The following is a 21,564-nucleotide window of genomic DNA, read 5'->3' as shown; positions in this document are numbered from 1 at the left end:
GGCGTGACACCTTGCGATGGCACGCCGTTTAAGCGGAATTAACGCGTTCCGTAAACCACGATGGTTTTACCGTGGGCGGAGATCAGGTTTTGATCTTCCAGCATTTTCAGGATACGGCCCACTGTTTCACGGGAGCAACCGACGATCTGACCAATTTCCTGACGGGTAATTTTAATTTGCATGCCGTCCGGATGGGTCATGGCGTCCGGCTGTTTCGCCAGGTTCAGCAGAGTTTGTGCGATGCGGCCCGTCACGTCCAGGAAGGCGAGGTTGCCCACTTTCTCTGAGGTGACCTGCAGACGGCGCGCCATCTGGGAAGAGAGACGCATCAGAATGTCAGGGTTAACCTGAATCAGCTGACGGAACTTCTTGTAAGAAATTTCAGCCACTTCACATGCTGTCTTTGCACGAACCCAGGCGCTACGTTCCTGGCCCTCTTCAAACAGGCCCAGTTCACCGATGAAATCGCCCTGGTTCAGATAAGAAAGGATCATCTCTTTCCCTTCTTCATCTTTGATCAGCACTGCCACCGAGCCTTTAACGATGTAATACAACGTTTCCGCTTTTTCACCCTGGTGAATCAGCGTGCTCTTTGATGGGTACTTATGAATGTGGCAATGAGACAAGAACCATTCGAGAGTCGGGTCTGTTTGCGGTTTGCCAAGCACCATGCGCTGTTATCCTCTGTTATAAGCTGTCACCAGAGTCATCAGATGCATCCGGACTCTGGGGTTGCAATCGAATTCTTACCCATACCCTGGGAAGTCGGCTACCGTAACGTTTCGCAGCCAGTAAAGTTTGATGTCCTCTGCATACATGTGTAACGTCAATGTATTACTGTAGCATCCTGAGTGTTTTAGCATAGCTTTCGCCGCGTGTCTCCTGGTGTCTCGCTTCAGCATGATGCAGGTCGCCTTCCATTGCGAGAAATGTAACGCACGCGTAATCTGTCACCAAAAATGCAACGTTGGAGTTTAAGAATATGCAAGCGCGCGTGAAGTGGGTTGAAGGTTTAACGTTCCTGGGCGAGTCCGCGTCAGGACATCAGATTTTGATGGATGGTAACTCCGGCGATAAAGCGCCCAGCCCAATGGAAATGGTGCTGATGGCGGCAGGGGGATGCAGTGCCATTGACGTGGTGTCGATTCTGCAAAAAGGCCGTCATGACGTGACGGATTGTGAGGTCAAACTCACGTCAGAACGCCGCGAAGAGGCGCCACGCCTGTTCACCCACATCAATCTGCACTTTGTGGTCACCGGTAAAGAACTGAAAGACGCGGCGGTTTCACGTGCGGTGGACCTGTCTGCGGAGAAGTACTGCTCTGTGGCGTTAATGCTGGAGAAAGCGGTAAACATCACCCATTCGTATGAAGTGATCGAGGCTTAATGTTTTGGCGGGTGGCGCTTCGCTGACCCGCCCTACAAAAGCACGACCGTTGGCCCGGTAAGCGCAGCGCCCCGGGCAAAAAACTCACGCGATCTGTTTCCCTTCCATCAGTCGCTCCACCAGCGGCGTCATGATGAGCTCCATCGCCAGCCCCATTTTTCCGCCCGGTACGACTAATGTATTCATGTGAGAAATAAACGAGCCCTGCAGCATCGCCAGCAGCCAGGGGTAGTCAATGCCTTCGAGATTGCGGAAATGGATCACCACAAAGCTCTCATCCAGGGATGGGATACTTTTGGCCGCGAACGGGTTGGAGGTGTCCACCGTCGGCACGCGCTGGAAGTTGATATGGGTGCGGGAAAACTGCGGCGTCAGGAAGTTGATGTAGTCTTCCATGGAGCGCACCACCGAATCCATCACTGCTTCGCGCGAGTGGCCGCGCTCGCTCATGTCACGCGTCAGCTTCTGGATCCACTCCAGGTTAACGATAGGCACCACGCCAACCAGCAGATCCACGTGGCGCGCCACGTCGTGCTGCGGCGTGACCACGCCGCCGTGTAATCCTTCGTAGAACAGCACGTCGGTAGGTTCCGGCAGGGGCTGCCAGGGGGTAAAGGTGCCAGGCACCTGATTCCAGGGAACGGCTTCATCATAGGTATGCAGATACTTGCGGGACTGCCCTTTACCGCTCTGGCCGTACTCAATAAAGGTTTGTTCCAGCAGGCCGAAGTCATTGGCTTCCGGACCGAAGTAGCTGATGTGTTTACCCAGATCGCGCGCCTTACGGATGGCCATGTCCATCTCCGGGCGCGTGTAGCGGTGAAAGCTGTCGCCTTCGACCTCCGCCGCACGGAGATTCAGCTGGGCGAAAATCTTGCGAAATGCGAGGCTGGTGGTGGTGGTTCCCGCACCACTCGACCCCGTAACGGCAATAACCGGATGTCTGGCAGACATAGCAACTCCCTGACTGAAAAGGGTGGAAGATCAGCCGTGAAACGCGTTGCGGGGCATGATATTGACCGTCTCATGCAGTTCTGACCACACCAGCACCACGTCGCCGCTTTTCAGCTGGCGCTTTACATCGTTGACCTTTTGCTCAAGCGAGCGTTCCTGTTCACCATAATCGGTGCCTTCGCGTAATACAAAGCTTTCAATCAGATTATCGAGCGTTTCGGGAGCCAGATCCTGCCAGGGAATAATCATGTTGCACCGTCCAGATAAGGGGTTAGCCAGTCAGGAATACGCGTCTCAAGCCACATTTTCGGGCGGCGCAGCGTGCCGCCGATAAACCCGACGTGGCCGCCGTGCTCGGTCAACTGATAGTGAACGTTGTCGGGCAGGAATTCCTGAGCGGGAATCGAGTGATGATCCATAAAAGGGTCATCTTTGGCGTGAATGATCAGCGTTGGCTGCGTGATCTTGCTGAGCAGCGGCATGGCGCTGCATTGACGATAATAGTCAATTGCATCGGCGAAGCCGTGAATTTTCGCGGTGATCAGATCGTCGAATTCGCGTATGCGGCGCACTTTTTTCAGCTGGCGCAGGCTGACCGGGAGGGTGTCCGGGTAGGCCTTCAGCTTACGCGCCGCGTTGGCCTTCAGCAGGTTGAGCAGGTAGCGCTGATAGACGCGGGAAAAGCCTTTATCCATGTGGTAGCTGCACTGCTCCAGCATGAACGGGGCGGAGACGATGACGGCGGCATCCAGCGGGACGCTTTCCCCTTCTTTAGCTAACAGGCAGGCCAGCATATTTCCGCCCAACGAGTAGCCTACGGCCGCGGTGGGCACGGTGCCAAAGTTGTCCCGCAGCCAGTGTAAAAACCACGTGCCGTCTTCTGTTTCACCCGAGTGATAGATACGCTTCTGCCGGTTCGGCTCGCCGCTGCAGCCGCGAAAATGCATCACCACGCCGAGCCAGCCGCGCGCTTTGGCCGCCTCAATGAGCCCGTGTGCATACGGGCTGTGCAGGCTGCCTTCCAGACCGTGAAAAACCACCAGCCGCGGCTTATGTCGAGCCTGATCCGGCGCTTCGCTCCAGGCGAGATCCAGAAAGTCACCGTCTGGCAGATCTAGCCGCTGCCAGTGTGGGGTGAACTGAACCTTGCGGCGGATCAGTCGCGGCAGCATGGTCTGCAAATGGCGATTGGCGACGCCGCGCATAGGCACGAACTCAGTGCTGTCTTCGGCTGCAATCTCGAAGCCTGATGGAATGATTTGGGTCATAAGCGCGATGCTGATTCTTGTCGGAAATTAACGATACTTTCCGAATTGTACCCCGTTTAGCCTGGTTTTCCGAAACATGAACTGATCCCGATCACAAATATTTACCTTGATTATTACTCTCAGGCTAATGATTCACCTCTACGCTTAATTGATGCCTTTCTCACCAGAGCGCACACTCTACTCAACGTTAAGCAAATCAAAATGATTATCTGAATCAGGAGGTTAATAATGTTATCTGGGCAAACACCCACCCGGCAATGGAACACGCGACGCAGCGAAAAAGCGCGTCGTCTGGCCTCCGTACCGGTGCAGGGCAAGGTACTGCCAACCGGCGATCTCGTCGCCATGCTGGAAAAACTGATCGCGCCAGGCGACAAGGTCGTGCTGGAAGGTAACAACCAGAAGCAGGCCGATTTCCTTTCCCGCTCGCTGGCCGAAGTGAACCCGCAGATCGTCCACGACCTGCATATGATCATGCCGAGCGTTGGCCGTAGCGAACATTTGGATATCTTTGAGAAAGGCATCGCCCGCAAGCTGGATTTCTCCTTCTCCGGGACGCAGAGCCTGCGCATCTCCCAACTGCTGGAGGATGGTCAGCTCGAAATCGGCGCGATTCACACCTACATCGAACTCTACTCCCGTCTCTACGTCGACCTGTCGCCCAACGTGGCGCTGATTGCTGGCTTTAAAGCTGACCGCAAAGGCAACCTCTATACCGGGGCGAGCACCGAAGATACCCCGGCGCTGGTGGAAGCCGCCGCGTTCCATGACGGCATCGTCATCGCGCAGGTGAACGAGCTGGTGGATGACGAGTGTGACCTGCCGCGCGTGGACATTCCGGGTTCGTGGATTGACTTTGTGGTGGTGGCCGATAAGCCGTTCTTTATCGAACCGCTGTTTACCCGCGACCCGCGCCTGATTAAACAGGAACACATCCTGATGGCGATGATGGCCATCAAGGGTATTTATGCGGAACACCAGGTGCAGTCCCTGAACCACGGGATCGGCTTTAACACTGCGGCGATTGAGCTGCTGCTGCCTACCTACGGTGAACAGCTCGGCCTTAAAGGCAAAATCTGTAAACACTGGACGCTGAACCCGCATCCGACGCTGATCCCGGCTATTGAAAGCGGCTGGGTCGAGAGCGTGCACTGCTTCGGCGGCGAGCTGGGGATGGAAGAGTACATCCGCGCGCGTCCGGACGTCTTCTTTACCGGTGCCGACGGCTCCATGCGCTCCAACCGCGCGTTCTGCCAGCTGGCAGGTCAGTACGCGGTGGATATGTTCATCGGCTCTACGCTGCAGGTGGACGGCTACGCCAACTCCTCAACCGTGACCCGCGGTCGTCTGTCCGGCTTCGGCGGTGCGCCAAACATGGGTCACGACCCGCACGGTCGTCGCCACGCCACGCCAGCCTGGCTGAACATGATCACCGAACCTGACCCAATGCAGCGCGGCAAAAAACTCGTCGTGCAGATGGTGGAAACCTTCCAGGCGGGCGTGAAGCCGACCTTCGTGGAAAAACTCGATGCCGTTGACGTGGCGAAAGCCTCCGGTATGCCGCTGGCGCCGGTGATGATCTACGGCGATGACGTCACCCACGTGCTGACGGAAGAGGGGATTGCCTACCTCTATCGGGCGAAAGATCTGGAAGAGCGTCGCGCCATGGTCGCCGCCGTCGCGGGGATCACCGACATCGGTCTGGGCGTGGATGCCAAACGCGTGGCGGAACTGCGTCAGAGCGGCAAGGTGCTCTATCCGGAAGATTTGGGGATTCGCCGCACTGATGCCACCCGCTCTCTGCTGGCGGCAGGCAGCGTGTCTGATCTCGTGGAATGGTCCGGCGGTCTCTATAACCCACCTGCGAAATTCCGGAGCTGGTAATGAAACTTCTCCCCCAGATTCAGGTTGAAGGCGGTGCCGAATGGCTGGCGCGAACCGCCACGCAGTGTCTGATTGACGAAGCACGTTTAAGCCCGAAACCCGGTCTGGTGGACAGTCGGGGGAACGGCGCGCACCACGATTTATCCCTTGCGCTGATGGAGTGCTCCGCGCACAGCCTGACCTCCACGTTTCAGGCACTGGCGCTGCAAAGCTGGCAGCGCCCGGCAGATATCGCACTTCGGCAAACCGTCGGGCGACTCGGTCGCGAAGGCGAGCAGCAGATGATGGCCGCAACCGGTGGCGTAAACACCCATCGCGGCGCGATTTGGGCGCTGGGGCTGCTGGTCAGCGCGGTGGCGATGCTCGGCGGTGATGCCAGGGCGCAAGACGTCGCCCGCACCGCCGCACAGCTGGCGAGACTGCCGGACGACGCGGCGCCGAAGGTGTTCAGTAAAGGCCTGCGCGCCACGCACCGTTACCGCGTGCCGGGCGCGCGTGAAGAGGCGCAGCAGGCGTTCCCGCACGTTATGCAGCGCGCGCTGCCGCAGCTTCGTCTGAGCCGCCTCAACGGCAGCAGCGAAACGCACGCCAGGCTCGACGCGCTGATGGCCATCATGACCTCACTCACCGACACCTGCGTGCTGTCACGTGCCGGAATGGAAGGGCTTGATGCTATGCAGGACGGCGCCCGTGCGGTGCTGAATGCCGGCGGCAGCGCAACGCCTGCGGGCCAGCAGGCGCTGGCGAGGTTAGACCGTCAGATGCTGGCGCTCAACGCCTCACCGGGCGGCGCTGCCGACCTGCTTGCCGCCACGCTGTTTCTCGACCGCATCGAAACGCCAAATTCAAAGCATTAAGAGGATGTTATGGAAAAAATCACATTGACCGTGCCAGCCAGCCGCACGTTAAGCGGCAGGGCGCTGGCAGGGGTAGTCGGTTCCGGGGATATGGAGGTGCTCTTCACCGCCGAACCGGGCCAGACGTTAACCATTGATATCACCACCTCCGTGGACAACAGCCGGGGGCGCTGGGAGGCGCTGTTCAACCGTCTGCAAACCGTCAGCAGCCTGCCCGCAGGGAAGCTGACCATCCACGACTTCGGCGCGACGCCGGGCGTGGCGCGCATTCGCATCGAACAGGTTTTTGAGGGGGTGAGCCATGCGTGATGACAGCAGCTTTATCGAACTGAAAGCGCGCCAGCGCGCGCAGGCCCTGCTCGACGAGGGCAGCTACCGCGAACTGCTGGATCCGTTTGAAGGCATTATTTCTCCGTGGCTTGGGCCACAGGGCATTGTGCCGCAGGCGGACGACGGCATGGTGGTGGCGAAGGGCACCATCAACGGCAAGCCTGCCGTCGTCGTGGCGATTGAAGGCGCGTTCCAGGGCGGCAGCATGGGCGAAGTGTCCGGCGCCAAAATGGCGGCGGCGCTGGAGCTGGCGGCGGAGGATAACCGCAACGGCATTCCGACTCAGGCGGTACTGTGCCTCGAAACCGGCGGCGTGCGTCTGCAGGAGGCGAACCTCGGTCTGGCGGCGATTGCCGATATTCACGCGGCGATTGTGGACCTGCGTCGCTACACGCCGGTTATTGGCATTGTGGCCGGAACCGTGGGCTGCTTCGGTGGGATGTCCATCGCGGCGGCGCTCTGCAGCTACCTGATCGTGACCCGCGAAGCGCGTCTTGGCCTCAACGGCCCGCAGGTTATCGAACAGGAGGCGGGCATTGAGGAGTACGACTCCCGCGATCGTCCGTTTATCTGGAGCATGACCGGCGGTGAAGTGCGCTATCAAAGCGGGCTGGTGGATGCGCTCGTCGACGACGGTATCAACGCGGTGAAACAGGCGATGAACGACGCGATTGCTAAAGGCGTTCCCGCGAAACATCGCACCGATAACTACGACGATTACCTGAACCGTCTGACGAATTTCGACACCCGCAAACAGGCTGATGCCGAACAGATTAACGCGCTTTTTGCCCGGGAGGTGAAATGATGAGTAACGCAATAAGCCGTGGCGAACGCTGGCTGGACATCCTCGCCCCGAACGCCAAACGTATCGAGGGGCTATGCCCGTCCGTCCAGGCGGCAGACGGCGAGCTGAACGGCGAGGCGGTGCGCTTTGTTGCCGTGGTGCCGGATGCCAACAACCACTTCCCGCGTGCGGCGAAAGGGGAAGTGGGGCTGCTGGAAGGCTGGACCCTGGCGAAAGTGGTCAGTGAAACCGTCGCGGCGGATGCTGACAAACCCGTGAAGCGCCCGATTGTGGCGGTGATCGACGTCCCAAGCCAGGCCTATGGCCGACGCGAAGAGGCGTTTGGGATTCATCAGGCGCTGGCCAGTGCGGCAGCAGCCTATGCGAATGCCCGCCTGGCCGGTCACCCGGTGATTGGGCTTATCGTCGGCAAGGCGATGTCCGGCGCGTTCCTGGCGCACGGCTACCAGGCTAACCGTCTGATCGCCTTTAACGACAAAGGCGTGCTGATCCACGCGATGGGCAAAGAGTCTGCGGCGCGCATCACGCTGCGTACCGTCGAGGCGCTGGAAAAACTGGCGGCGACCATTCCGCCAATGGCCTACGACATCAGCAACTACGCCACGCTGGGGCTGCTCTCTAACCTGCTGGATATCAGCAACCCGGATGCCCCCTCCGATAACGATCTGACGCTGGTGAAATCCACCCTGCAACAGGCCATCAGTGACGCTCGTCAGGACACCACGTTGAAAAACCGTCTGGGTGCTGACAATCGCCGCAGCTCGGCGCTCGTACGCGAACGTATGCGAGCCAGCTGGTAAGTAAAAAGAGACCTGCCAGATGCATCAACCCGTGGGCGCGTGACAGCGCCCACGCGGGAACCTGCATCCTGAAAATAATAATCATCGCGCCAGTGCTAAAACTTTTTTACTACAGGTGATTTATGACTTACGTAATTGTTCATGCTCTTGCACCGATTTTCGTCATCATGCTGCTGGGATTCTGGGCCGGCAAGGCAAAGATGGTCGATAACAAAAATGTTTCCCTGCTTAATATCTTCGTAATGGATTTTGCACTCCCTGCCGCGCTGTTCAGTGCCACCGTGCAAACCCCGTGGACCGGCATCGTTGCCCAGTCGCCGCTGATCCTGGTGCTGACGCTGGCGATGTGGATCACCTATGCGGTCATCTATTTCCTCGCCACCGGCGTCTTTAAGAAATCGCCACAGGATGCGGCCGTGCTGACGCTCACCGTCGCGCTGCCCAACTATGCAGCGCTGGGTCTGCCGATTCTGGGCAGCGTGCTGGGCGAAGGTTCCTCTACGTCGCTCTCCGTCGCGGTCTCCATCGCCTGCGGTTCGGTGCTGATGACCCCGTTCTGCCTGCTCATTCTGGAGCGTGAAAAAGCGCGCGCTGAAGGCAATAGCTCCGGCTCAACGCTCTCGATGCTGCCGGTGCTGATGTGGCGTTCCATTAAAAAACCGATCGTGTTGGGCCCGCTGCTGGGCGTGATTTTGTCCGCCATCGGCATCAAAATGCCGGAGCTGGTGCTGGCGGCGATCAAACCGCTGGGGCTGTCCGCGACCGCTGCAGCGCTGTTCCTGACTGGGGTGATCCTCTCTGCCCGTAAGCTGCAGATTAATACCATGGTCATCACCTCCACGATCGCCAAGCTGCTGATTCAGCCAGCCATTGCCTGGGGTATCGTCTTGATCTTTGGTCTGCACGGCTCCGTGGCGATCACCGCTATCCTGATGATTGCGCTGTCTGCGGGCTTCTTCGGCGTCGTGTTCGGTAACCGCTTTGGCGTGCAGTCGCCGGATGCAGAAGCCGTGCTGCTGTTAAGCTCCGTCCTGTGTATCCTGTCGCTGCCGCTGTTTATCTCGCTAACTTCAGGAATGTAACCATGACCACCCCATTACGCCCGCACGACCTTATCTGGCTTACTTCCCGCGATGCGCTGGAAGGCATCACTGAATCCTGGGTGGAGGCCGCCTGGCATACCGGCCTGCCGGTGGTGGTGCGGCGTGATGTGGATAGCGAAGGCCGGATCCCCGTTGGCGTGCGCGGTTTACGTCGCGACCAGCGGGCGGCCGGATGGGGGAAGCCCGAAAACGTGTTACGCGTGGTTTCACCAGAAGATCTGAGCGTTGCGGCCGAACTGCTGCGCTCGCCCTTTGTGACTCAGCCACCCGTTCAGGTGGCGCTTCAGCTTTCTCAGCAGGCGTGGCCGTGGACGTGGGGCATTACCGGCAGTACCGGCTACGCGCTGGCGACCGGTATCCCGGTGATCCATGCCGACAGCGATCTCGATCTGCTTATCCGCGCTCCGCTGCCGATCTCACCGGACGCCCTGACGACGTGGCAGTCCCGGCTAAGCCGTGCGCTGTGTCGTGCCGATACGCAGGTGGATACGCCCGAGGGCGGTTTCGCGCTGGCGGAGTGGCTGCGCGACGGCAAAACGCTGCTGAAAACCCGCCGTGGACCGCGCCTGGTGGCGGATCCGTGGCGCAGGGAGGAGTGATGAAAATAGTGTTTACCTTTCCGGGGCAGGGCACGCAGCACGAAGGCATGCTGCAAAACCTGCCGGGAACGGAACTGGCTCAGGCGCGTGAGGTGCTTGGCACCGAAGTGGATACGCTGGATAGCGCAGACGCGTTAAGCCATACCCGCGCGGTTCAGCTTTGCCTGCTAATTGCAGGCGTGGCCTGGGCGCGCGAGCTGGAACGGCGCGGCGTGGCGCCGGATATCGTCAGCGGGCTGTCCATCGGCGCTTATCCGGCGGCGGTCATTGCAGGCGCGCTGGACTTCACGGATGCGCTGAAGCTGGTGGCGCTGCGTGGCGATCTGATGGAGCAGGCGTATCCGCACGGCTACGGCCTGACGGCAATTATGGGGCTCACTCTGCCGCAGGTGGAAGACCTTATCCAGGGCACCGGGACCTACATTGCCAACCTGAATGCCGAAACGCAGATCGTGATTGCCGGAACCGATGAAGGGATGGCGGAGGCGGCGTCGCGCGCGCTGGCGAAAGGGGCGAGCAAGGCCAAACGGCTGGCGGTCAGCGTGCCGTCGCACTGCGAACTGCTGACAGCACCCGCGCAAAAGCTGGCAACGGCGTTTGAATCGGTCACGCTTTCACGCCCACGCTGCGCCTACCTGAGCGGCAGCACCGGGCGCGTGTTGTGGCAGCCGGAAAAGATCGCCGACGATCTGGCGATGAACATGGCGCGTACGGTGCGCTGGCAGGAGGCGATGATTTCAGCGAATGAACGCGAAGCCCGGCTGGCGATCGAGATGCCCCCCGGCGGCGTACTGACCTGCCTGACGCGTCAGGCGCCGTGGGAAGGAGAGACGATTTCACTGGAGCGCAGCGGGGTGGACGTGGCGGTACATCTGGCGAAGCGACTCCGTGCGTGATGGTTTAGCCCGGTGGCGGCTGCGCCTTACCGGGCCTACTACGGACTGTAGGCCCGGTAAGCGTAGCGCCACCGGGCAATAACATCAGGCACTATCCTGCAAACTGCGGGCATACATCCGCCCTTCGGCGGCCAGCGCCCGCAGGCTTGGATCCTGCTCGCGGTTGCGGGCAAAGACGATGGCGATCAGCTGTTGCATCTGGTACGGCTCGGCAAGCTTCAGGAGCTGCACGGAATTCTCATAGACCTTTTTCATCCTGCCCGGCATCAGCGTAAAGCCCACTCCCGCCTGCACCAGACTGAGCATGGAGAAAATGTCATTCACCCGGGTAACAATCTCCGGCTCGAACCCGGCGATATGAAACGCCTCCTGGAAGCCTGCATAGGTGGCGAACCCTTCCGCAAGAGAGACAAATTTCCGATCTTTATAGTCGCGCAGATCGGCCGGGCCGCGGGTATTGAGCGTCGCGGAGGCCGGTGCGGCAAGGAAGATGTCGTCATGGAACAGCGGGAGCACTTCCAGGCTGTTACGGTCGATATCGCTCTCGGAAATGGAGATAAGAATGGCGTCCAGAGAGCCTTCATCCAGCATGTGCAGCAGGGTTTCGTTGGAGCCCATCGTCAGATCCATTTCCAGATCCGGACGACGTAGCTTCATGCCCATGATCAGACGCGGCACGGTTTCCAGGGTGAGCGAGTAGAGCGTTCCGACTCGCAGCCGCCCCTGGCCGATCCCGGCAATTTTGCGCGACGCTTCCAGCCCGCGCTCCATCACCTGCATCACTTCCTGACAATATTCCAGTAAGGTCCAGGCGGAAGGGAGAGCAATCAGGTTGCGCCCCTTATGGGTAAAGAGCGGACAGCGCACGTTCTCTTCCAGCGTGTGCAGCGCACGGTGAACGCTGACGCCGCTCAGGTCCAGAGTTTCGGCGGTACGCGCGATATTCCCCTTCTCCATAAACGTCATGAAGATGCTGAGCTTGCGGAATGTAATCTCGCTCGTGTTATCGAAACTCATAGCCCTCCCGGTATCAGTCAGCCTGCAGCATCGCTTCCAGCTGTTCCTGCGCGTCCAGCCACGCCATCTCACACTCTTCAAGGCTCGATTTGGTCTTCGCCTGCGTTTGCAGGCAGTCCGTCAGTTCCGCTTTACGGCTCTGGTCATACAGACCGCTGTCGCCCAGCTTCTCTTCAACGGTAGCAAGGGTGGCGTTGAGCTTTTCCATCTCTTTTTCGAGACGGGCAATCTCTTTACGCAGCGGCTGCGTCTGGGTGCGCAGCTCCGCTTCACGGCGCTTCTGGTCTTTACGTGCCTGCGCGCTGTTGGCGTTGTCTTTCGCCGACTCTTCCGGCTGGTTCTCCTGCTTCTGCACGTCCGTCAGCCACTGCTGGTAGTCTTCGAGATCGCCGTCGAACGGTTCGACTTTGCCATCGTGCACTAAGTAGAGATCGTCCGTGGTGGAGCGGATCAGGTGACGATCGTGCGAAACGACAACCAGCGCCCCTTCGAATTCAATCAGCGCTTCGGTCAGCGCCTGACGCATGTCGAGATCCAGGTGGTTGGTCGGTTCATCGAGCAGCAGCAGGTTCGGGCGCTGCCAGACGATCAGCGCCAGCACCAGACGGGCCTTTTCGCCGCCGGAGAAGCGCTCGGTGTTTTCGGTGACCTTATCGCCCTGGAAGCCGAAGCCGCCGAGATAGTCGCGCAGCTTCTGCTCCATCTCCTGCGGCGCCAGACGCGCGAGGTGCTGAATCGGGGATTCATCCGCGCGTAAAAATTCCAGCTGATGCTGGGCGAAGTAACCCAGCTTGATGCCCTTCGCCAGGCCGATTTCACCGTTGACCGGATTAAGCTCGCCCGCCAGCAGTTTGATCAGCGTGGATTTACCGGCACCGTTGCGCCCGAGCAGACCAATACGTGAACCCGGCACCAGGTTGAGCTTGATGGAGTCGAGAATAATGCGGTCGGCATAACCCGCGCTGACCTTTTCCATTTTCAGCAGGGGATTTGGCAGGCTTTCCGGGACCCGGAAGCTGAAGTGGAACGGGTTGTCGACGTGCGCCGGGGCGATCATCTCCATGCGCTCCAGCATCTTGATGCGACTCTGGGCCTGCTTCGCCTTTGACGCCTTGGCCTTGAAGCGATCCACAAAGCTTTGCAGGTGCGCCACGCGCTGCTGCTGGCTTTCGTACATGGACTGCTGCTGGGCAAGACGCGTCGCGCGCTGGCGCTCGAAGGAGCTGTAGTTGCCGGTGTACTCGAACATCGTTTGCTGTTCGATATGAATGATTTTATCCACCACCGGGTCGAGGAAGTCGCGGTCATGGGAGATCAGAATCAGAGTGCCCTGATAGCTCTTGAGCCACTTCTCCAGCCAAATAACCGCATCGAGATCGAGGTGGTTAGTCGGTTCATCGAGCAGCAGCAGGTCAGAGCGGCAGATCAGCGCCTGCGCCAGGTTGAGGCGCATCCGCCAGCCGCCGGAGAAGTCGCTGACCGGGCGTTCCAGCTGCTCATTGCTGAAGCCCAGGCCGTGCAGCAGGCTGGAGGCGCGGGAGCGAATGGTCCACGCGTCGATGGCGTCCAGCTTGCCGTGAACGGTGGCGATGGCGTGGCCGTCGTTGCGCTCGTTAGCGGCGTTAAGTTCCGCCTCGAGCTTGCGGTACTCACGATCGCCGTCGATAACATAGTCGAGTGCCGGTTCGCTCAGCGCGGGCGTCTCCTGGTTTACCCAGGCGAGCTGCCAGTTCCCCGGGAAGGTAAAGTTACCGCCATCCGCGCTAATCTCGTTTTTCAGCAGCGCCAGCAGCGTGGATTTACCACAGCCGTTTTTGCCGACCAGGCCCACTTTCTGGCCCGGGTTGATGGTAGCAGTGGCGTTATCCAGCAGGACGCGCACGCCGCGACGAATTTGTAACGAGGAGAAAACAATCATAGAAGCGCCGTATGTTCCGACTATGTTAATTTGTCATTATGATAATGTAAGGTGTGGGCCGTTTTCCGCACCGGGCCGCCATGGTAGCCCAAAACAGCGACGATACACAAAAACAGAAACAAGACCGGGAGGGGAATGATGTCTCAGACAGCAAAAGTGCTGCTGCTGTATGCCCATCCGGAATCTCAGGACTCGGTGGCAAACCGGGTGCTGCTTAAGCCGGCTACTCAGCTCAGCAACGTGACGGTGCACGATCTCTACGCGCACTATCCTGATTTCTTTATTGATATTCCTTACGAGCAGGAACTGCTGCGTCAGCATGACGTGATTGTGTTCCAGCATCCGCTTTATACCTACAGCTGTCCGGCGCTGCTCAAAGAGTGGTTGGACCGCGTGCTTAGCCGGGGCTTCTCCAGCGGGGTGGGGGGCAACCAGCTGGCGGGAAAGTACTGGCGTAGTGTGATTACGACCGGTGAACCCGAAAGCGCCTACCGCCACGACGGGCTGAACCGCTATCCGATGAGCGACATTCTGCGGCCTTTTGAGCTGACGGCGGCCATGTGCCGTATGCACTGGATGAGCCCGATTATTGTCTACTGGGCCCGTCGTCAGGATCCGAAAGAGTTGGCCAGCCACGCCAGAGCCTACGGCGAATGGCTGGCGTCACCGATTCCGGCAGGAGGGCGTTAATGGAAGGATCGAATTTGCTCCTCGCCGGGGTGCTGTTTTTATTTGCGGCCGTCGTCGCGGTGCCGCTTGCAGCGCGTATTGGTATCGGTGCGGTACTGGGGTATTTGCTCGCGGGGATCGCCATTGGCCCCTGGGGACTGGGATTCATCAGCGATGTGGATGAAATACTCCACTTCTCCGAGCTGGGCGTGGTGTTCCTGATGTTCATCATTGGCCTTGAGCTTAACCCTTCAAAATTGTGGCAGCTCCGACGCTCCATCTTTGGCGTAGGTGCCGCTCAGGTGTTGCTCAGCGCCGCGATTCTGGGTGGCCTGTTAATGCTGACGAATTTCTCCTGGCAGGCGGCGGTGATCGGCGGGATAGGCCTTGCGATGTCGTCGACGGCGATGGCCCTGCAGCTGATGCGCGACAAGGGGATGAACCGTAACGAAGCCGGTCAGCTGGGTTTTTCGGTGCTGCTGTTCCAGGATTTGGCGGTCATCCCGGCGCTGGCGCTGGTGCCGCTGCTGGCGGGCTCCGGCGACGACCACTTCGACTGGGCGAAAATCGCCATGAAGGTGCTGGCCTTCGCGGGGATGCTGATTGGCGGACGTTTCCTGTTACGTCCGGTGTTCCGCTTTATTGCCGCGTCCGGCGTGCGCGAGGTGTTTACCGCCGCGACGCTGCTGCTGGTGCTGGGGTCGGCATTGTTTATGGACGCGCTGGGGCTGTCGATGGCGCTCGGGACCTTTATCGCCGGGGTGCTGCTGGCGGAAAGTGAATACCGCCACGAGCTGGAAATTGCCATCGATCCCTTCAAAGGGTTGCTGTTGGGGTTGTTCTTTATTTCGGTGGGGATGGCGCTCAACCTTGGCGTGCTCTATACCCATCTCCTGTGGGTTGTGGTGAGCGTCGCTATCCTGGTGGCGGTGAAAACGCTGGTGCTGTACGTTATGGCGCGCATTTACGGCCTGCGCAGTTCGGAGCGCATGCAGTTTGCGAGCGTGTTGAGCCAGGGAGGCGAGTTCGCGTTTGTGTTGTTTTCTACCGCCTCCTCCCAGAAGCTGTTTAAAGACGATCAGATGGCGCTTTTGCTGGTAACGGTCACGCTGTCCATGATGACCACGCCGCTGCTGATGAAGATGGTGGATAGACTGCTGTCGCGCCGCCTGAACCCGACAGACGATGAAGACGAAGCGCCGTGGGTGGAAGACGATAAGCCCCAGGTGATCGTGGTGGGCTTTGGCCGCTTTGGACAGGTAATCGGCCGTTTGCTGATGGCGAACAAAATGCGCATTACGGTGCTGGAGCGGGATATCAGCGCGGTCAACCTGATGCGCAAATATGGCTACAAGGTTTACTACGGCGACGCGACCCAGCTTGAGCTACTGCGCTCGGCGGGGGCAGAGGCGGCAGAATCCATCGTCATTACCTGTAACGACCCGGAAGACACGATGAAGCTGGTGGATCTTTGCCAGCAGCATTTCCCGCATCTGCATATTCTGGCGCGTGCGCGGGGACGTGTTGAAGCTCACGAATTATTGCAGGCGGGTGTGAAACACTTCTCCCGTGAGACGTTCTCCAGTGCGCTGGAGCTGGGGCGCAAGGCGCTGATCTCGCTTGGCATGCATCCGCATCAGGCGCAGCGCGCCCAGATGCACTTCCGCCGGCTGGATATGCGGATGCTGCGCGAGCTGATGCCGGTCCATACCGATACGGCGCAGATCTCCCGCGTCCGGGAAGCGCGTCGCGAGCTGGAGGAGATCTTCCAGCGCGAGATGCAGCAGGAACGACGCCAGCTCGATGGCTGGGATGAATTTGAATAAAGGGTAACGAAAGATGGCTGTACGTAAACGCTTTATCGCGGGTGCAAAATGCCCGACCTGCCAGGCGCAAGATACCCTGGCGATGTGGCGGGAAAATAATATTGATGTTGTTGAGTGTGTTAAGTGCGGTCACCAGATGCGTGAGGCCGACAAAGAGGCGCGCGAGCACGTTCGCAAAGAAGAGCAAGTTATCGGGATTTTTCATCCGGACTAGCGATATGCCCTGAGTTTTTTTAAGCTAAAGGGTACACAGGTGCAGATTTCCGCTACAATCTGCGCCAGCAATTTTCCCACGCTCAGGAGATATCATGAAAGTAGCAAAAGACCTGGTGGTCAGCCTGGCCTATCAGGTACGTACAGAAGACGGTGTGTTGGTTGATGAGTCTCCGGTGAGTGCGCCGCTTGACTACCTGCATGGTCACGGTTCCCTGATTTCCGGCCTGGAAAACGCGCTGGAAGGTCATGAAGTTGGCGACAAATTTGACGTTGCTGTAGGCGCGAACGACGCTTACGGTCAGTATGACGACAACCTGGTTCAGCGCGTTCCTAAAGACGTGTTCATGGGCGTTGACGAACTGCAGGTTGGCATGCGCTTCCTGGCGGAAACCGACCAGGGCCCGGTTCCAGTTGAAATCACCGAAGTGGAAGATGACCACGTCGTGGTTGACGGCAACCACATGCTGGCTGGCCAGAACCTGAAGTTCAACGTAGAAGTTGTTGCGATCCGCGAAGCGACCGAAGAAGAGTTGGCTCATGGCCACGTTCACGGTGCGCACGGTCACGACCATGACCACGATCACGGCCACGACGGCTGCTGCGGTGGTCACGGCCACGACCATGGTCATGACCACGGCCACGGTAAAGGTGGTTGCGGTAACGGCGGCTGCGGCTGCCACTAATACCGTTATGCGGAAAATAAAAAAGCGGGATTATCCCGCTTTTTTTACGCCTCAATAATGAGGCGGTGGCGTCTCTTCTGACTGAGAGGCGATGTTCGACGGCTGCGTAGCCTTCAGCTTTTCCGTCAGCAGGCGCATATGATCCCGCAGTTTCGCCATTTCGAGCTCATGTGCGGTCACGGTCTGGTTTAGCTCTTCGATGGTGATGTCCTGAAAAGCCAGGCGGCTTTCCAGCTCAGCCATTCTCGCTTCTATCGTTGTATCCTTCATCATTCACCTCGTTTATTTCAGATTCGCCATAATGGCCCAGCGGCGGCGCAGTTTAACTGAGTTTATCCTTAAGTACAGTTCGCATCCCTCTGGCAAGAAACTTATTTAAACAAAAATAGTCTGAAAAGTGGCGAGAATTGGACGTGTCTGTCTGTAGATTTCTTCTGCAACGTTTTATAGTACGTCACTCATTTACGTTTAACGCTGGGGTGAGAGTCCCCAGGCCCTGGAGATATGGATGAAATCACTGTTTAAAGTAACGCTGCTGGCGACGACGATGGCTGTTGCGCTGAACGCGCCGCTGTCATTCGCTGCTGATACTGCTGCGAAGCCTGCTGCCACTGCAGACAGCAAAGCAGCGTTCAAAAATGACGACCAGAAATCCGCCTACGCACTGGGCGCATCTCTGGGTCGTTACATGGAAAACTCTCTGAAAGAACAAGAGAAACTGGGCATCAAACTGGATAAAGCTCAGCTGATCGCAGGCGTTCAGGACGCATTTGCCGATAAGAGCAAGCTGTCTGACCAGGAAATTGAACAGACTCTGCAGGCGTTCGAAGCGCGTGTGAAGGGCGCCGCGCAGACTAAGATGGACGCGGACGCTAAAGACAACGAAGCGAAAGGCAAAGCCTACCGCGATGCCTTCGCTAAAGAGAAGGGTGTGAAAACCTCTTCGACTGGCCTGGTGTACAAAGTTGAGAAAGAAGGCACCGGCGATGCGCCTAAAGACAGCGACACGGTTGTCGTGAACTACAAAGGTACGCTGATCGACGGTAAAGAGTTCGATAACTCTTACACCCGTGGTGAGCCGCTCTCCTTCCGTCTGGATGGTGTGATCCCTGGCTGGACTGAAGGCCTGAAAAACATCAAGAAAGGCGGCAAGATCAAGATGGTCATCCCACCGGATCTGGCCTATGGCAAAACCGGCGTTCCGGGGATCCCTGCCAACTCTACGCTGGTCTTTGACGTAGAGCTGCTGGACATCAAACCGGCACCGAAAGCGGATGCCAAGGCAGACGCACCGGCTGACGATAAAGCCGCTGCCGCTAAGAAGTAATGCTGAAAAAAACCGCCGCCTTTAAGGCGGCGGTTTTTTATTGTGGGGCAGATATAATTAACACTGGAAAGCGTTAGGCACGCTGTATTAATTTAGTTGTCCGTGTAGATAATGAGCCTGCCCTGAAAACCTAACGACAGGCTCCTGAAAAGGAGTGTTTTTTTCATGTCCAGGTCGCTTTTAACCAACGAAACCAGTGAACTTGATTTGCTGGATCAACGTCCTTTCGATCAGACCGACTTCGATATTCTGAAATCCTATGAAGCGGTAGTGGACGGGTTAGCGATGCTCATTGGCTCCCACTGCGAAATCGTATTGCACTCCCTGCAAGATCTGAAGTGTTCCGCCATCCGCATTGCGAATGGTGAGCATACTGGCCGTAAAATTGGCTCGCCAATTACCGACCTTGCATTGCGTATGTTGCATGACATGACCGGCGCGGACAGCAGCGTCTCCAAATGCTATTTCACCCGCGCCAAAAGCGGCGTGCTGATGAAATCAGAAACCATCGCGATTCGAAACCGCGAGCATCGTGTAATTGGGCTGCTGTGCATCAACATGAACCTTGATGTGCCTTTCTCGCAGATCATGAGCACCTTTATTCCACCAGAAACGCCGGATGTTGGCTCTTCTGTTAACTTTGCCTCTTCCGTCGAAGATCTCGTCACGCAGACGCTTGAGTTCACCATTGAAGAGGTGAATGCCGACCGCAACGTCTCTAACAACGCCAAGAATCGCCAGATCGTGCTCAATCTCTATGAAAAAGGGATTTTTGATATTAAAGACGCCATCAACCAGGTGGCCGATCGTCTCAACATCTCCAAGCACACGGTCTACCTCTATATTCGCCAGTTCAAAAGCGGTGATTTCCTGGGACAAGACAAGTAATGCGTTATGCGTTAATGGTGACAGGCCCGGCGTACGGGACTCAGCAGGCAAGCAGCGCGCTGCAGTTTGCGCATGCGCTGCTGGCAGCCGGACATGAGCTGGCGAGCGTCTTCTTCTATCGGGAAGGGGTGTATAACGCGAACCAGTTTACGTCGCCGGCGAGCGATGAGTTTGATGTGGTGCGCGGCTGGCAGGCATTAAACGAAAAGCAGGGCGTAGAACTGCACATCTGCGTGGCGGCGGCACTGCGCCGCGGCGTCACCGATGCAACCGAAGCCGCCCGTCTTGGTTTGTCGGGTTCTAACCTGCAGCCCGGTTTTTCGTTAAGCGGTTTGGGCGCGCTGGCACAGGCGGCGCTCACCTGCGACAGAGTGGTGCAATTCTGATGAAGCGCGTGGCATTTGTTTTTGCGTCTGCGCCGCACGGGAGCGCTTCTGGCCGCGAAGGGCTGGATGCGTTACTTGCGACGTCCGCGCTGACCGAAGATATCGGCGTCTTCTTTTTAGGGGACGGTGTGTTTCAGCTTCTGGCGGGTCAGCAGCCACAGGCCATTCTGGCGCGGGATTACATCGCTACGTTTAAAGTGCTGCCGCTGTATGACATTGAAACCCTTTATGTCTGCGCCGACTCGCTGGCCGCTCGCGGTTTGGATGAGAAGACGCCTTTCGTGCTGGATGTGACCGTCGTGTCTTCTGCGGCATTGCGCGAACACCTTTCCCACTACGACACCGTTCTGACTTTCTGAGGCTGCCATGCTCCATACTCTGAGCCATTCACCATGGCAATGTGATATCGACGCGTTACTGAGTATGCTGCGCGACGGTGATGACCTGCTGCTGATTCAGGACGGCGTGCTTGCCGCACTTGAAGGCAGCCGCTTCGTTGAAATGCTCACGAATGCCCCCATAACAGTTTCTGCGCTGAAAGACGATCTGGATGCGCGGGGTCTTTCTGGTCAAATTTCAGCCAAAATTGACGTGGTTGGCTATACTGATTTCGTCAATCTTACTGTGACGCACGCCAGTCAAATGAACTGGTGATTTGAGATCGCTGTATATTTCTTGACACCTTTTCGACGTAGCCCTAAAATTTCGCGTCCTCATATTGTATGAGGTCGTTTTATTACGTGTTTACGAAGCAAAAGCTAAAACCAGGAGCTATTTAATGGCAACAGTTAACCAGCTGGTACGCAAACCACGTGCACGCAAAGTTGCGAAAAGCAACGTGCCTGCGCTGGAAGCCTGCCCGCAGAAACGTGGTGTATGTACTCGTGTATATACCACCACTCCTAAAAAACCAAACTCCGCACTGCGTAAAGTATGCCGTGTGCGTTTGACTAACGGTTTCGAAGTGACTTCCTACATCGGTGGTGAAGGTCACAACCTGCAGGAGCACTCCGTGATCCTGATCCGTGGCGGTCGTGTTAAAGACCTTCCGGGTGTTCGTTACCACACCGTTCGTGGTGCGCTGGACTGCTCAGGTGTTAAAGACCGTAAGCAGGCTCGCTCCAAGTACGGCGTGAAGCGTCCTAAGGCTTAATGGTTCTCCGTTAAGTAAGGCCAAACTGATTTATCTTAATGTCATACTAAACTCTTTGAGTTTTGGACAATCCTGAATTAACAACGGAGTATTCCCATGCCACGTCGTCGCGTCATTGGTCAGCGTAAAATTCTTCCAGATCCGAAATTCGGATCAGAACTGCTGGCAAAATTTGTAAATATCCTGATGGTAGATGGTAAAAAATCTACTGCAGAAGCAATCGTATACAGCGCGCTGGAGACCCTGGCTCAGCGTTCTGGTAAAAATGAACTGGAAGCTTTCGAAGTCGCTCTCGACAACGTTCGCCCAACTGTAGAAGTTAAGTCCCGCCGCGTTGGTGGTTCTACTTATCAGGTTCCAGTTGAAGTTCGTCCGGTTCGTCGTAATGCCCTGGCAATGCGTTGGATCGTTGAAGCTGCTCGTAAACGCGGTGATAAATCCATGGCTCTGCGTCTGGCGAACGAACTTTCTGATGCTGCAGACAACAAAGGTACTGCAGTTAAGAAACGTGAAGACGTTCACCGTATGGCAGAAGCCAACAAGGCGTTCGCACACTACCGTTGGTAATCCCTTCGGAGTCTTAGTCACCAGGCGGGCG

The 21,564-nt window shown here is 57.6% G+C and carries 27 protein-coding genes; 20 read left to right on the top strand and 7 right to left on the bottom strand.

The window, feature by feature from the left end; all coding sequences use genetic code 11:
* Positions 1-38: 38 nt before the first annotated feature.
* A complete protein-coding gene (gene crp / locus BFV67_RS20350; RefSeq protein WP_000242758.1) occupies positions 39-671 on the bottom strand; it encodes a cAMP-activated global transcriptional regulator CRP in 633 nt (210 codons plus the stop codon).
* 311 nt (positions 672-982) lie between these two features.
* Here crp and BFV67_RS20345 point away from each other — a divergent pair, with 311 nt between their 5' ends.
* Positions 983-1,387 (top strand): OsmC family protein, encoded by a 405-nt coding sequence (locus BFV67_RS20345; RefSeq protein WP_023345019.1) that lies wholly within the window; start codon positions 983-985, stop codon positions 1,385-1,387.
* 84 nt (positions 1,388-1,471) lie between these two features.
* On the opposite strand, the gene BFV67_RS20340 is transcribed toward BFV67_RS20345, so the two are convergent.
* Genes BFV67_RS20340 through BFV67_RS20330 form a run of 3 tightly spaced genes read right to left on the bottom strand, consistent with a single transcriptional unit; the run spans position 1,472 to position 3,609 of the window.
* A complete protein-coding gene (locus BFV67_RS20340; protein ID WP_008503017.1) occupies positions 1,472-2,341 on the bottom strand; it encodes a phosphoribulokinase in 870 nt (289 codons plus the stop codon).
* Positions 2,342-2,371: 30 nt separating this feature from the next.
* Positions 2,372-2,590 (bottom strand): YheU family protein, encoded by a 219-nt coding sequence (locus tag BFV67_RS20335; protein WP_008503016.1) that lies wholly within the window; start codon positions 2,588-2,590, stop codon positions 2,372-2,374.
* Entirely contained in the window at positions 2,587-3,609 is a 1,023-nt protein-coding gene (locus BFV67_RS20330) for a hydrolase (RefSeq protein ID WP_045909321.1), read from the bottom strand. Before BFV67_RS20330 ends, BFV67_RS20335 begins: the two co-directional genes overlap by 4 nt.
* Before the next feature lie 228 nt (positions 3,610-3,837).
* Here BFV67_RS20330 and mdcA point away from each other — a divergent pair, with 228 nt between their 5' ends.
* The 8 genes from mdcA (at position 3,838) to mdcH (ending at position 10,883) form a co-directional block, all read left to right on the top strand.
* Complete coding sequence (gene mdcA, locus BFV67_RS20320; RefSeq protein WP_069598839.1) at positions 3,838-5,493, top strand: malonate decarboxylase subunit alpha; 1,656 nt, start codon at positions 3,838-3,840, stop codon at positions 5,491-5,493.
* Positions 5,493-6,350 carry a triphosphoribosyl-dephospho-CoA synthase gene (locus tag BFV67_RS20315; RefSeq protein ID WP_021242211.1) on the top strand — a complete coding sequence of 286 codons (858 nt, stop codon included), beginning with the start codon at positions 5,493-5,495 and terminating at the stop codon, positions 6,348-6,350. Before mdcA ends, BFV67_RS20315 begins: the two co-directional genes overlap by 1 nt.
* Before the next feature lie 9 nt (positions 6,351-6,359).
* The gene (gene mdcC / locus BFV67_RS20310; protein WP_023294711.1) at positions 6,360-6,659 is read left to right on the top strand and encodes a malonate decarboxylase acyl carrier protein; all 300 of its coding nucleotides are present in this window, start codon (positions 6,360-6,362) and stop codon (positions 6,657-6,659) included.
* Positions 6,652-7,485: a biotin-independent malonate decarboxylase subunit beta gene (locus BFV67_RS20305; protein ID WP_045409163.1), complete on the top strand. Its 834-nt coding sequence runs from the start codon at positions 6,652-6,654 to the stop codon at positions 7,483-7,485. The genes mdcC and BFV67_RS20305 overlap by 8 nt, the downstream gene beginning before the upstream one ends.
* Positions 7,485-8,285: a biotin-independent malonate decarboxylase subunit gamma gene (gene mdcE / locus BFV67_RS20300; protein WP_069598972.1), complete on the top strand. Its 801-nt coding sequence runs from the start codon at positions 7,485-7,487 to the stop codon at positions 8,283-8,285. Before BFV67_RS20305 ends, mdcE begins: the two co-directional genes overlap by 1 nt.
* 122 nt (positions 8,286-8,407) lie before the next feature.
* A complete protein-coding gene (locus BFV67_RS20295) occupies positions 8,408-9,367 on the top strand; it encodes an AEC family transporter (RefSeq protein ID WP_069598838.1) in 960 nt (319 codons plus the stop codon).
* A 2-nt stretch (positions 9,368-9,369) separates the two neighbouring features.
* Positions 9,370-9,987: a malonate decarboxylase holo-ACP synthase gene (locus BFV67_RS20290; protein WP_021242216.1), complete on the top strand. Its 618-nt coding sequence runs from the start codon at positions 9,370-9,372 to the stop codon at positions 9,985-9,987.
* The gene (gene mdcH, locus BFV67_RS20285) at positions 9,987-10,883 is read left to right on the top strand and encodes a malonate decarboxylase subunit epsilon (RefSeq protein WP_023294708.1); all 897 of its coding nucleotides are present in this window, start codon (positions 9,987-9,989) and stop codon (positions 10,881-10,883) included. The genes BFV67_RS20290 and mdcH overlap by 1 nt, the downstream gene beginning before the upstream one ends.
* Positions 10,884-10,967: 84 nt before the next feature.
* Here the strand turns inward: mdcH and BFV67_RS20280 are convergent, their stop codons facing one another.
* Together BFV67_RS20280 and BFV67_RS20275 are read right to left on the bottom strand one after the other, a co-directional pair.
* Entirely contained in the window at positions 10,968-11,900 is a 933-nt protein-coding gene (locus BFV67_RS20280) for a LysR family transcriptional regulator (RefSeq protein ID WP_069598837.1), read from the bottom strand.
* Positions 11,901-11,913: 13 nt separating this feature from the next.
* Positions 11,914-13,818: an ABC transporter ATP-binding protein gene (locus BFV67_RS20275; RefSeq protein ID WP_055322448.1), complete on the bottom strand. Its 1,905-nt coding sequence runs from the start codon at positions 13,816-13,818 to the stop codon at positions 11,914-11,916.
* 138 nt (positions 13,819-13,956) lie between these two features.
* Here BFV67_RS20275 and kefG point away from each other — a divergent pair, with 138 nt between their 5' ends.
* The 4 genes from kefG (at position 13,957) to slyD (ending at position 17,212) form a co-directional block, all read left to right on the top strand.
* Positions 13,957-14,508 carry a glutathione-regulated potassium-efflux system ancillary protein KefG gene (kefG, locus tag BFV67_RS20270; protein ID WP_014885493.1) on the top strand — a complete coding sequence of 184 codons (552 nt, stop codon included), beginning with the start codon at positions 13,957-13,959 and terminating at the stop codon, positions 14,506-14,508.
* The gene (gene kefB / locus BFV67_RS20265; RefSeq protein WP_023345015.1) at positions 14,508-16,313 is read left to right on the top strand and encodes a glutathione-regulated potassium-efflux system protein KefB; all 1,806 of its coding nucleotides are present in this window, start codon (positions 14,508-14,510) and stop codon (positions 16,311-16,313) included. The genes kefG and kefB overlap by 1 nt, the downstream gene beginning before the upstream one ends.
* A gap of 13 nt (positions 16,314-16,326) precedes the next feature.
* Complete coding sequence (locus BFV67_RS20260; protein WP_008503011.1) at positions 16,327-16,527, top strand: YheV family putative zinc ribbon protein; 201 nt, start codon at positions 16,327-16,329, stop codon at positions 16,525-16,527.
* A gap of 94 nt (positions 16,528-16,621) precedes the next feature.
* Positions 16,622-17,212, top strand: a complete 591-nt coding sequence (slyD, locus tag BFV67_RS20255) for a peptidylprolyl isomerase (protein ID WP_008503010.1) — start codon at positions 16,622-16,624, stop codon at positions 17,210-17,212.
* 51 nt (positions 17,213-17,263) lie between these two features.
* On the opposite strand, the gene BFV67_RS20250 is transcribed toward slyD, so the two are convergent.
* Entirely contained in the window at positions 17,264-17,482 is a 219-nt protein-coding gene (locus BFV67_RS20250) for a protein SlyX (RefSeq protein WP_008503009.1), read from the bottom strand.
* A 238-nt stretch (positions 17,483-17,720) separates the two neighbouring features.
* Between BFV67_RS20250 and fkpA the strand changes: the two genes are divergently transcribed.
* From fkpA to rpsG, 7 genes are all read left to right on the top strand, one after another.
* Positions 17,721-18,539: an FKBP-type peptidyl-prolyl cis-trans isomerase gene (gene fkpA, locus BFV67_RS20245; RefSeq protein ID WP_008503008.1), complete on the top strand. Its 819-nt coding sequence runs from the start codon at positions 17,721-17,723 to the stop codon at positions 18,537-18,539.
* 165 nt (positions 18,540-18,704) lie between these two features.
* Positions 18,705-19,427 carry a helix-turn-helix transcriptional regulator gene (locus BFV67_RS20240; RefSeq protein WP_003861697.1) on the top strand — a complete coding sequence of 241 codons (723 nt, stop codon included), beginning with the start codon at positions 18,705-18,707 and terminating at the stop codon, positions 19,425-19,427.
* Positions 19,427-19,813 (top strand): sulfurtransferase complex subunit TusD, encoded by a 387-nt coding sequence (gene tusD / locus BFV67_RS20235; RefSeq protein WP_023345014.1) that lies wholly within the window; start codon positions 19,427-19,429, stop codon positions 19,811-19,813. The genes BFV67_RS20240 and tusD overlap by 1 nt, the downstream gene beginning before the upstream one ends.
* Complete coding sequence (gene tusC, locus BFV67_RS20230; protein ID WP_008503006.1) at positions 19,813-20,172, top strand: sulfurtransferase complex subunit TusC; 360 nt, start codon at positions 19,813-19,815, stop codon at positions 20,170-20,172. The genes tusD and tusC overlap by 1 nt, the downstream gene beginning before the upstream one ends.
* A gap of 7 nt (positions 20,173-20,179) precedes the next feature.
* Positions 20,180-20,467, top strand: a complete 288-nt coding sequence (gene tusB, locus BFV67_RS20225; protein WP_008503005.1) for a sulfurtransferase complex subunit TusB — start codon at positions 20,180-20,182, stop codon at positions 20,465-20,467.
* Between the two features lie 124 nt (positions 20,468-20,591).
* Positions 20,592-20,966 carry a 30S ribosomal protein S12 gene (gene rpsL, locus BFV67_RS20220; protein ID WP_000246815.1) on the top strand — a complete coding sequence of 125 codons (375 nt, stop codon included), beginning with the start codon at positions 20,592-20,594 and terminating at the stop codon, positions 20,964-20,966.
* Between the two features lie 96 nt (positions 20,967-21,062).
* Positions 21,063-21,533 carry a 30S ribosomal protein S7 gene (gene rpsG / locus BFV67_RS20215; RefSeq protein WP_004106370.1) on the top strand — a complete coding sequence of 157 codons (471 nt, stop codon included), beginning with the start codon at positions 21,063-21,065 and terminating at the stop codon, positions 21,531-21,533.
* Positions 21,534-21,564 lie beyond the last annotated feature (31 nt).

Origin of the sequence: Enterobacter roggenkampii (assembly GCF_001729805.1) — a bacterium.
Lineage (GTDB): Bacteria > Pseudomonadota > Gammaproteobacteria > Enterobacterales > Enterobacteriaceae > Enterobacter > Enterobacter roggenkampii.
The sequence above is the reverse complement of the archived record's forward strand: the minus strand, read 5'-3'. Positions and strand labels throughout refer to the sequence as shown.

Coding starts and splice junctions, on each gene's coding strand:
- crp (WP_000242758.1), bottom strand. CDS start 671: ATGGTGCTTGGCAAACCGCAAACAGACCCGACTCTCGAATGGTTCTTG.
- BFV67_RS20345 (WP_023345019.1), top strand. CDS start 983: ATGCAAGCGCGCGTGAAGTGGGTTGAAGGTTTAACGTTCCTGGGCGAG.
- BFV67_RS20340 (WP_008503017.1), bottom strand. CDS start 2,341: ATGTCTGCCAGACATCCGGTTATTGCCGTTACGGGGTCGAGTGGTGCG.
- BFV67_RS20335 (WP_008503016.1), bottom strand. CDS start 2,590: ATGATTATTCCCTGGCAGGATCTGGCTCCCGAAACGCTCGATAATCTG.
- BFV67_RS20330 (WP_045909321.1), bottom strand. CDS start 3,609: ATGACCCAAATCATTCCATCAGGCTTCGAGATTGCAGCCGAAGACAGC.
- mdcA (WP_069598839.1), top strand. CDS start 3,838: ATGTTATCTGGGCAAACACCCACCCGGCAATGGAACACGCGACGCAGC.
- BFV67_RS20315 (WP_021242211.1), top strand. CDS start 5,493: ATGAAACTTCTCCCCCAGATTCAGGTTGAAGGCGGTGCCGAATGGCTG.
- mdcC (WP_023294711.1), top strand. CDS start 6,360: ATGGAAAAAATCACATTGACCGTGCCAGCCAGCCGCACGTTAAGCGGC.
- BFV67_RS20305 (WP_045409163.1), top strand. CDS start 6,652: ATGCGTGATGACAGCAGCTTTATCGAACTGAAAGCGCGCCAGCGCGCG.
- mdcE (WP_069598972.1), top strand. CDS start 7,485: ATGAGTAACGCAATAAGCCGTGGCGAACGCTGGCTGGACATCCTCGCC.
- BFV67_RS20295 (WP_069598838.1), top strand. CDS start 8,408: ATGACTTACGTAATTGTTCATGCTCTTGCACCGATTTTCGTCATCATG.
- BFV67_RS20290 (WP_021242216.1), top strand. CDS start 9,370: ATGACCACCCCATTACGCCCGCACGACCTTATCTGGCTTACTTCCCGC.
- mdcH (WP_023294708.1), top strand. CDS start 9,987: ATGAAAATAGTGTTTACCTTTCCGGGGCAGGGCACGCAGCACGAAGGC.
- BFV67_RS20280 (WP_069598837.1), bottom strand. CDS start 11,900: ATGAGTTTCGATAACACGAGCGAGATTACATTCCGCAAGCTCAGCATC.
- BFV67_RS20275 (WP_055322448.1), bottom strand. CDS start 13,818: ATGATTGTTTTCTCCTCGTTACAAATTCGTCGCGGCGTGCGCGTCCTG.
- kefG (WP_014885493.1), top strand. CDS start 13,957: ATGTCTCAGACAGCAAAAGTGCTGCTGCTGTATGCCCATCCGGAATCT.
- kefB (WP_023345015.1), top strand. CDS start 14,508: ATGGAAGGATCGAATTTGCTCCTCGCCGGGGTGCTGTTTTTATTTGCG.
- BFV67_RS20260 (WP_008503011.1), top strand. CDS start 16,327: ATGGCTGTACGTAAACGCTTTATCGCGGGTGCAAAATGCCCGACCTGC.
- slyD (WP_008503010.1), top strand. CDS start 16,622: ATGAAAGTAGCAAAAGACCTGGTGGTCAGCCTGGCCTATCAGGTACGT.
- BFV67_RS20250 (WP_008503009.1), bottom strand. CDS start 17,482: ATGAAGGATACAACGATAGAAGCGAGAATGGCTGAGCTGGAAAGCCGC.
- fkpA (WP_008503008.1), top strand. CDS start 17,721: ATGAAATCACTGTTTAAAGTAACGCTGCTGGCGACGACGATGGCTGTT.
- BFV67_RS20240 (WP_003861697.1), top strand. CDS start 18,705: ATGTCCAGGTCGCTTTTAACCAACGAAACCAGTGAACTTGATTTGCTG.
- tusD (WP_023345014.1), top strand. CDS start 19,427: ATGCGTTATGCGTTAATGGTGACAGGCCCGGCGTACGGGACTCAGCAG.
- tusC (WP_008503006.1), top strand. CDS start 19,813: ATGAAGCGCGTGGCATTTGTTTTTGCGTCTGCGCCGCACGGGAGCGCT.
- tusB (WP_008503005.1), top strand. CDS start 20,180: ATGCTCCATACTCTGAGCCATTCACCATGGCAATGTGATATCGACGCG.
- rpsL (WP_000246815.1), top strand. CDS start 20,592: ATGGCAACAGTTAACCAGCTGGTACGCAAACCACGTGCACGCAAAGTT.
- rpsG (WP_004106370.1), top strand. CDS start 21,063: ATGCCACGTCGTCGCGTCATTGGTCAGCGTAAAATTCTTCCAGATCCG.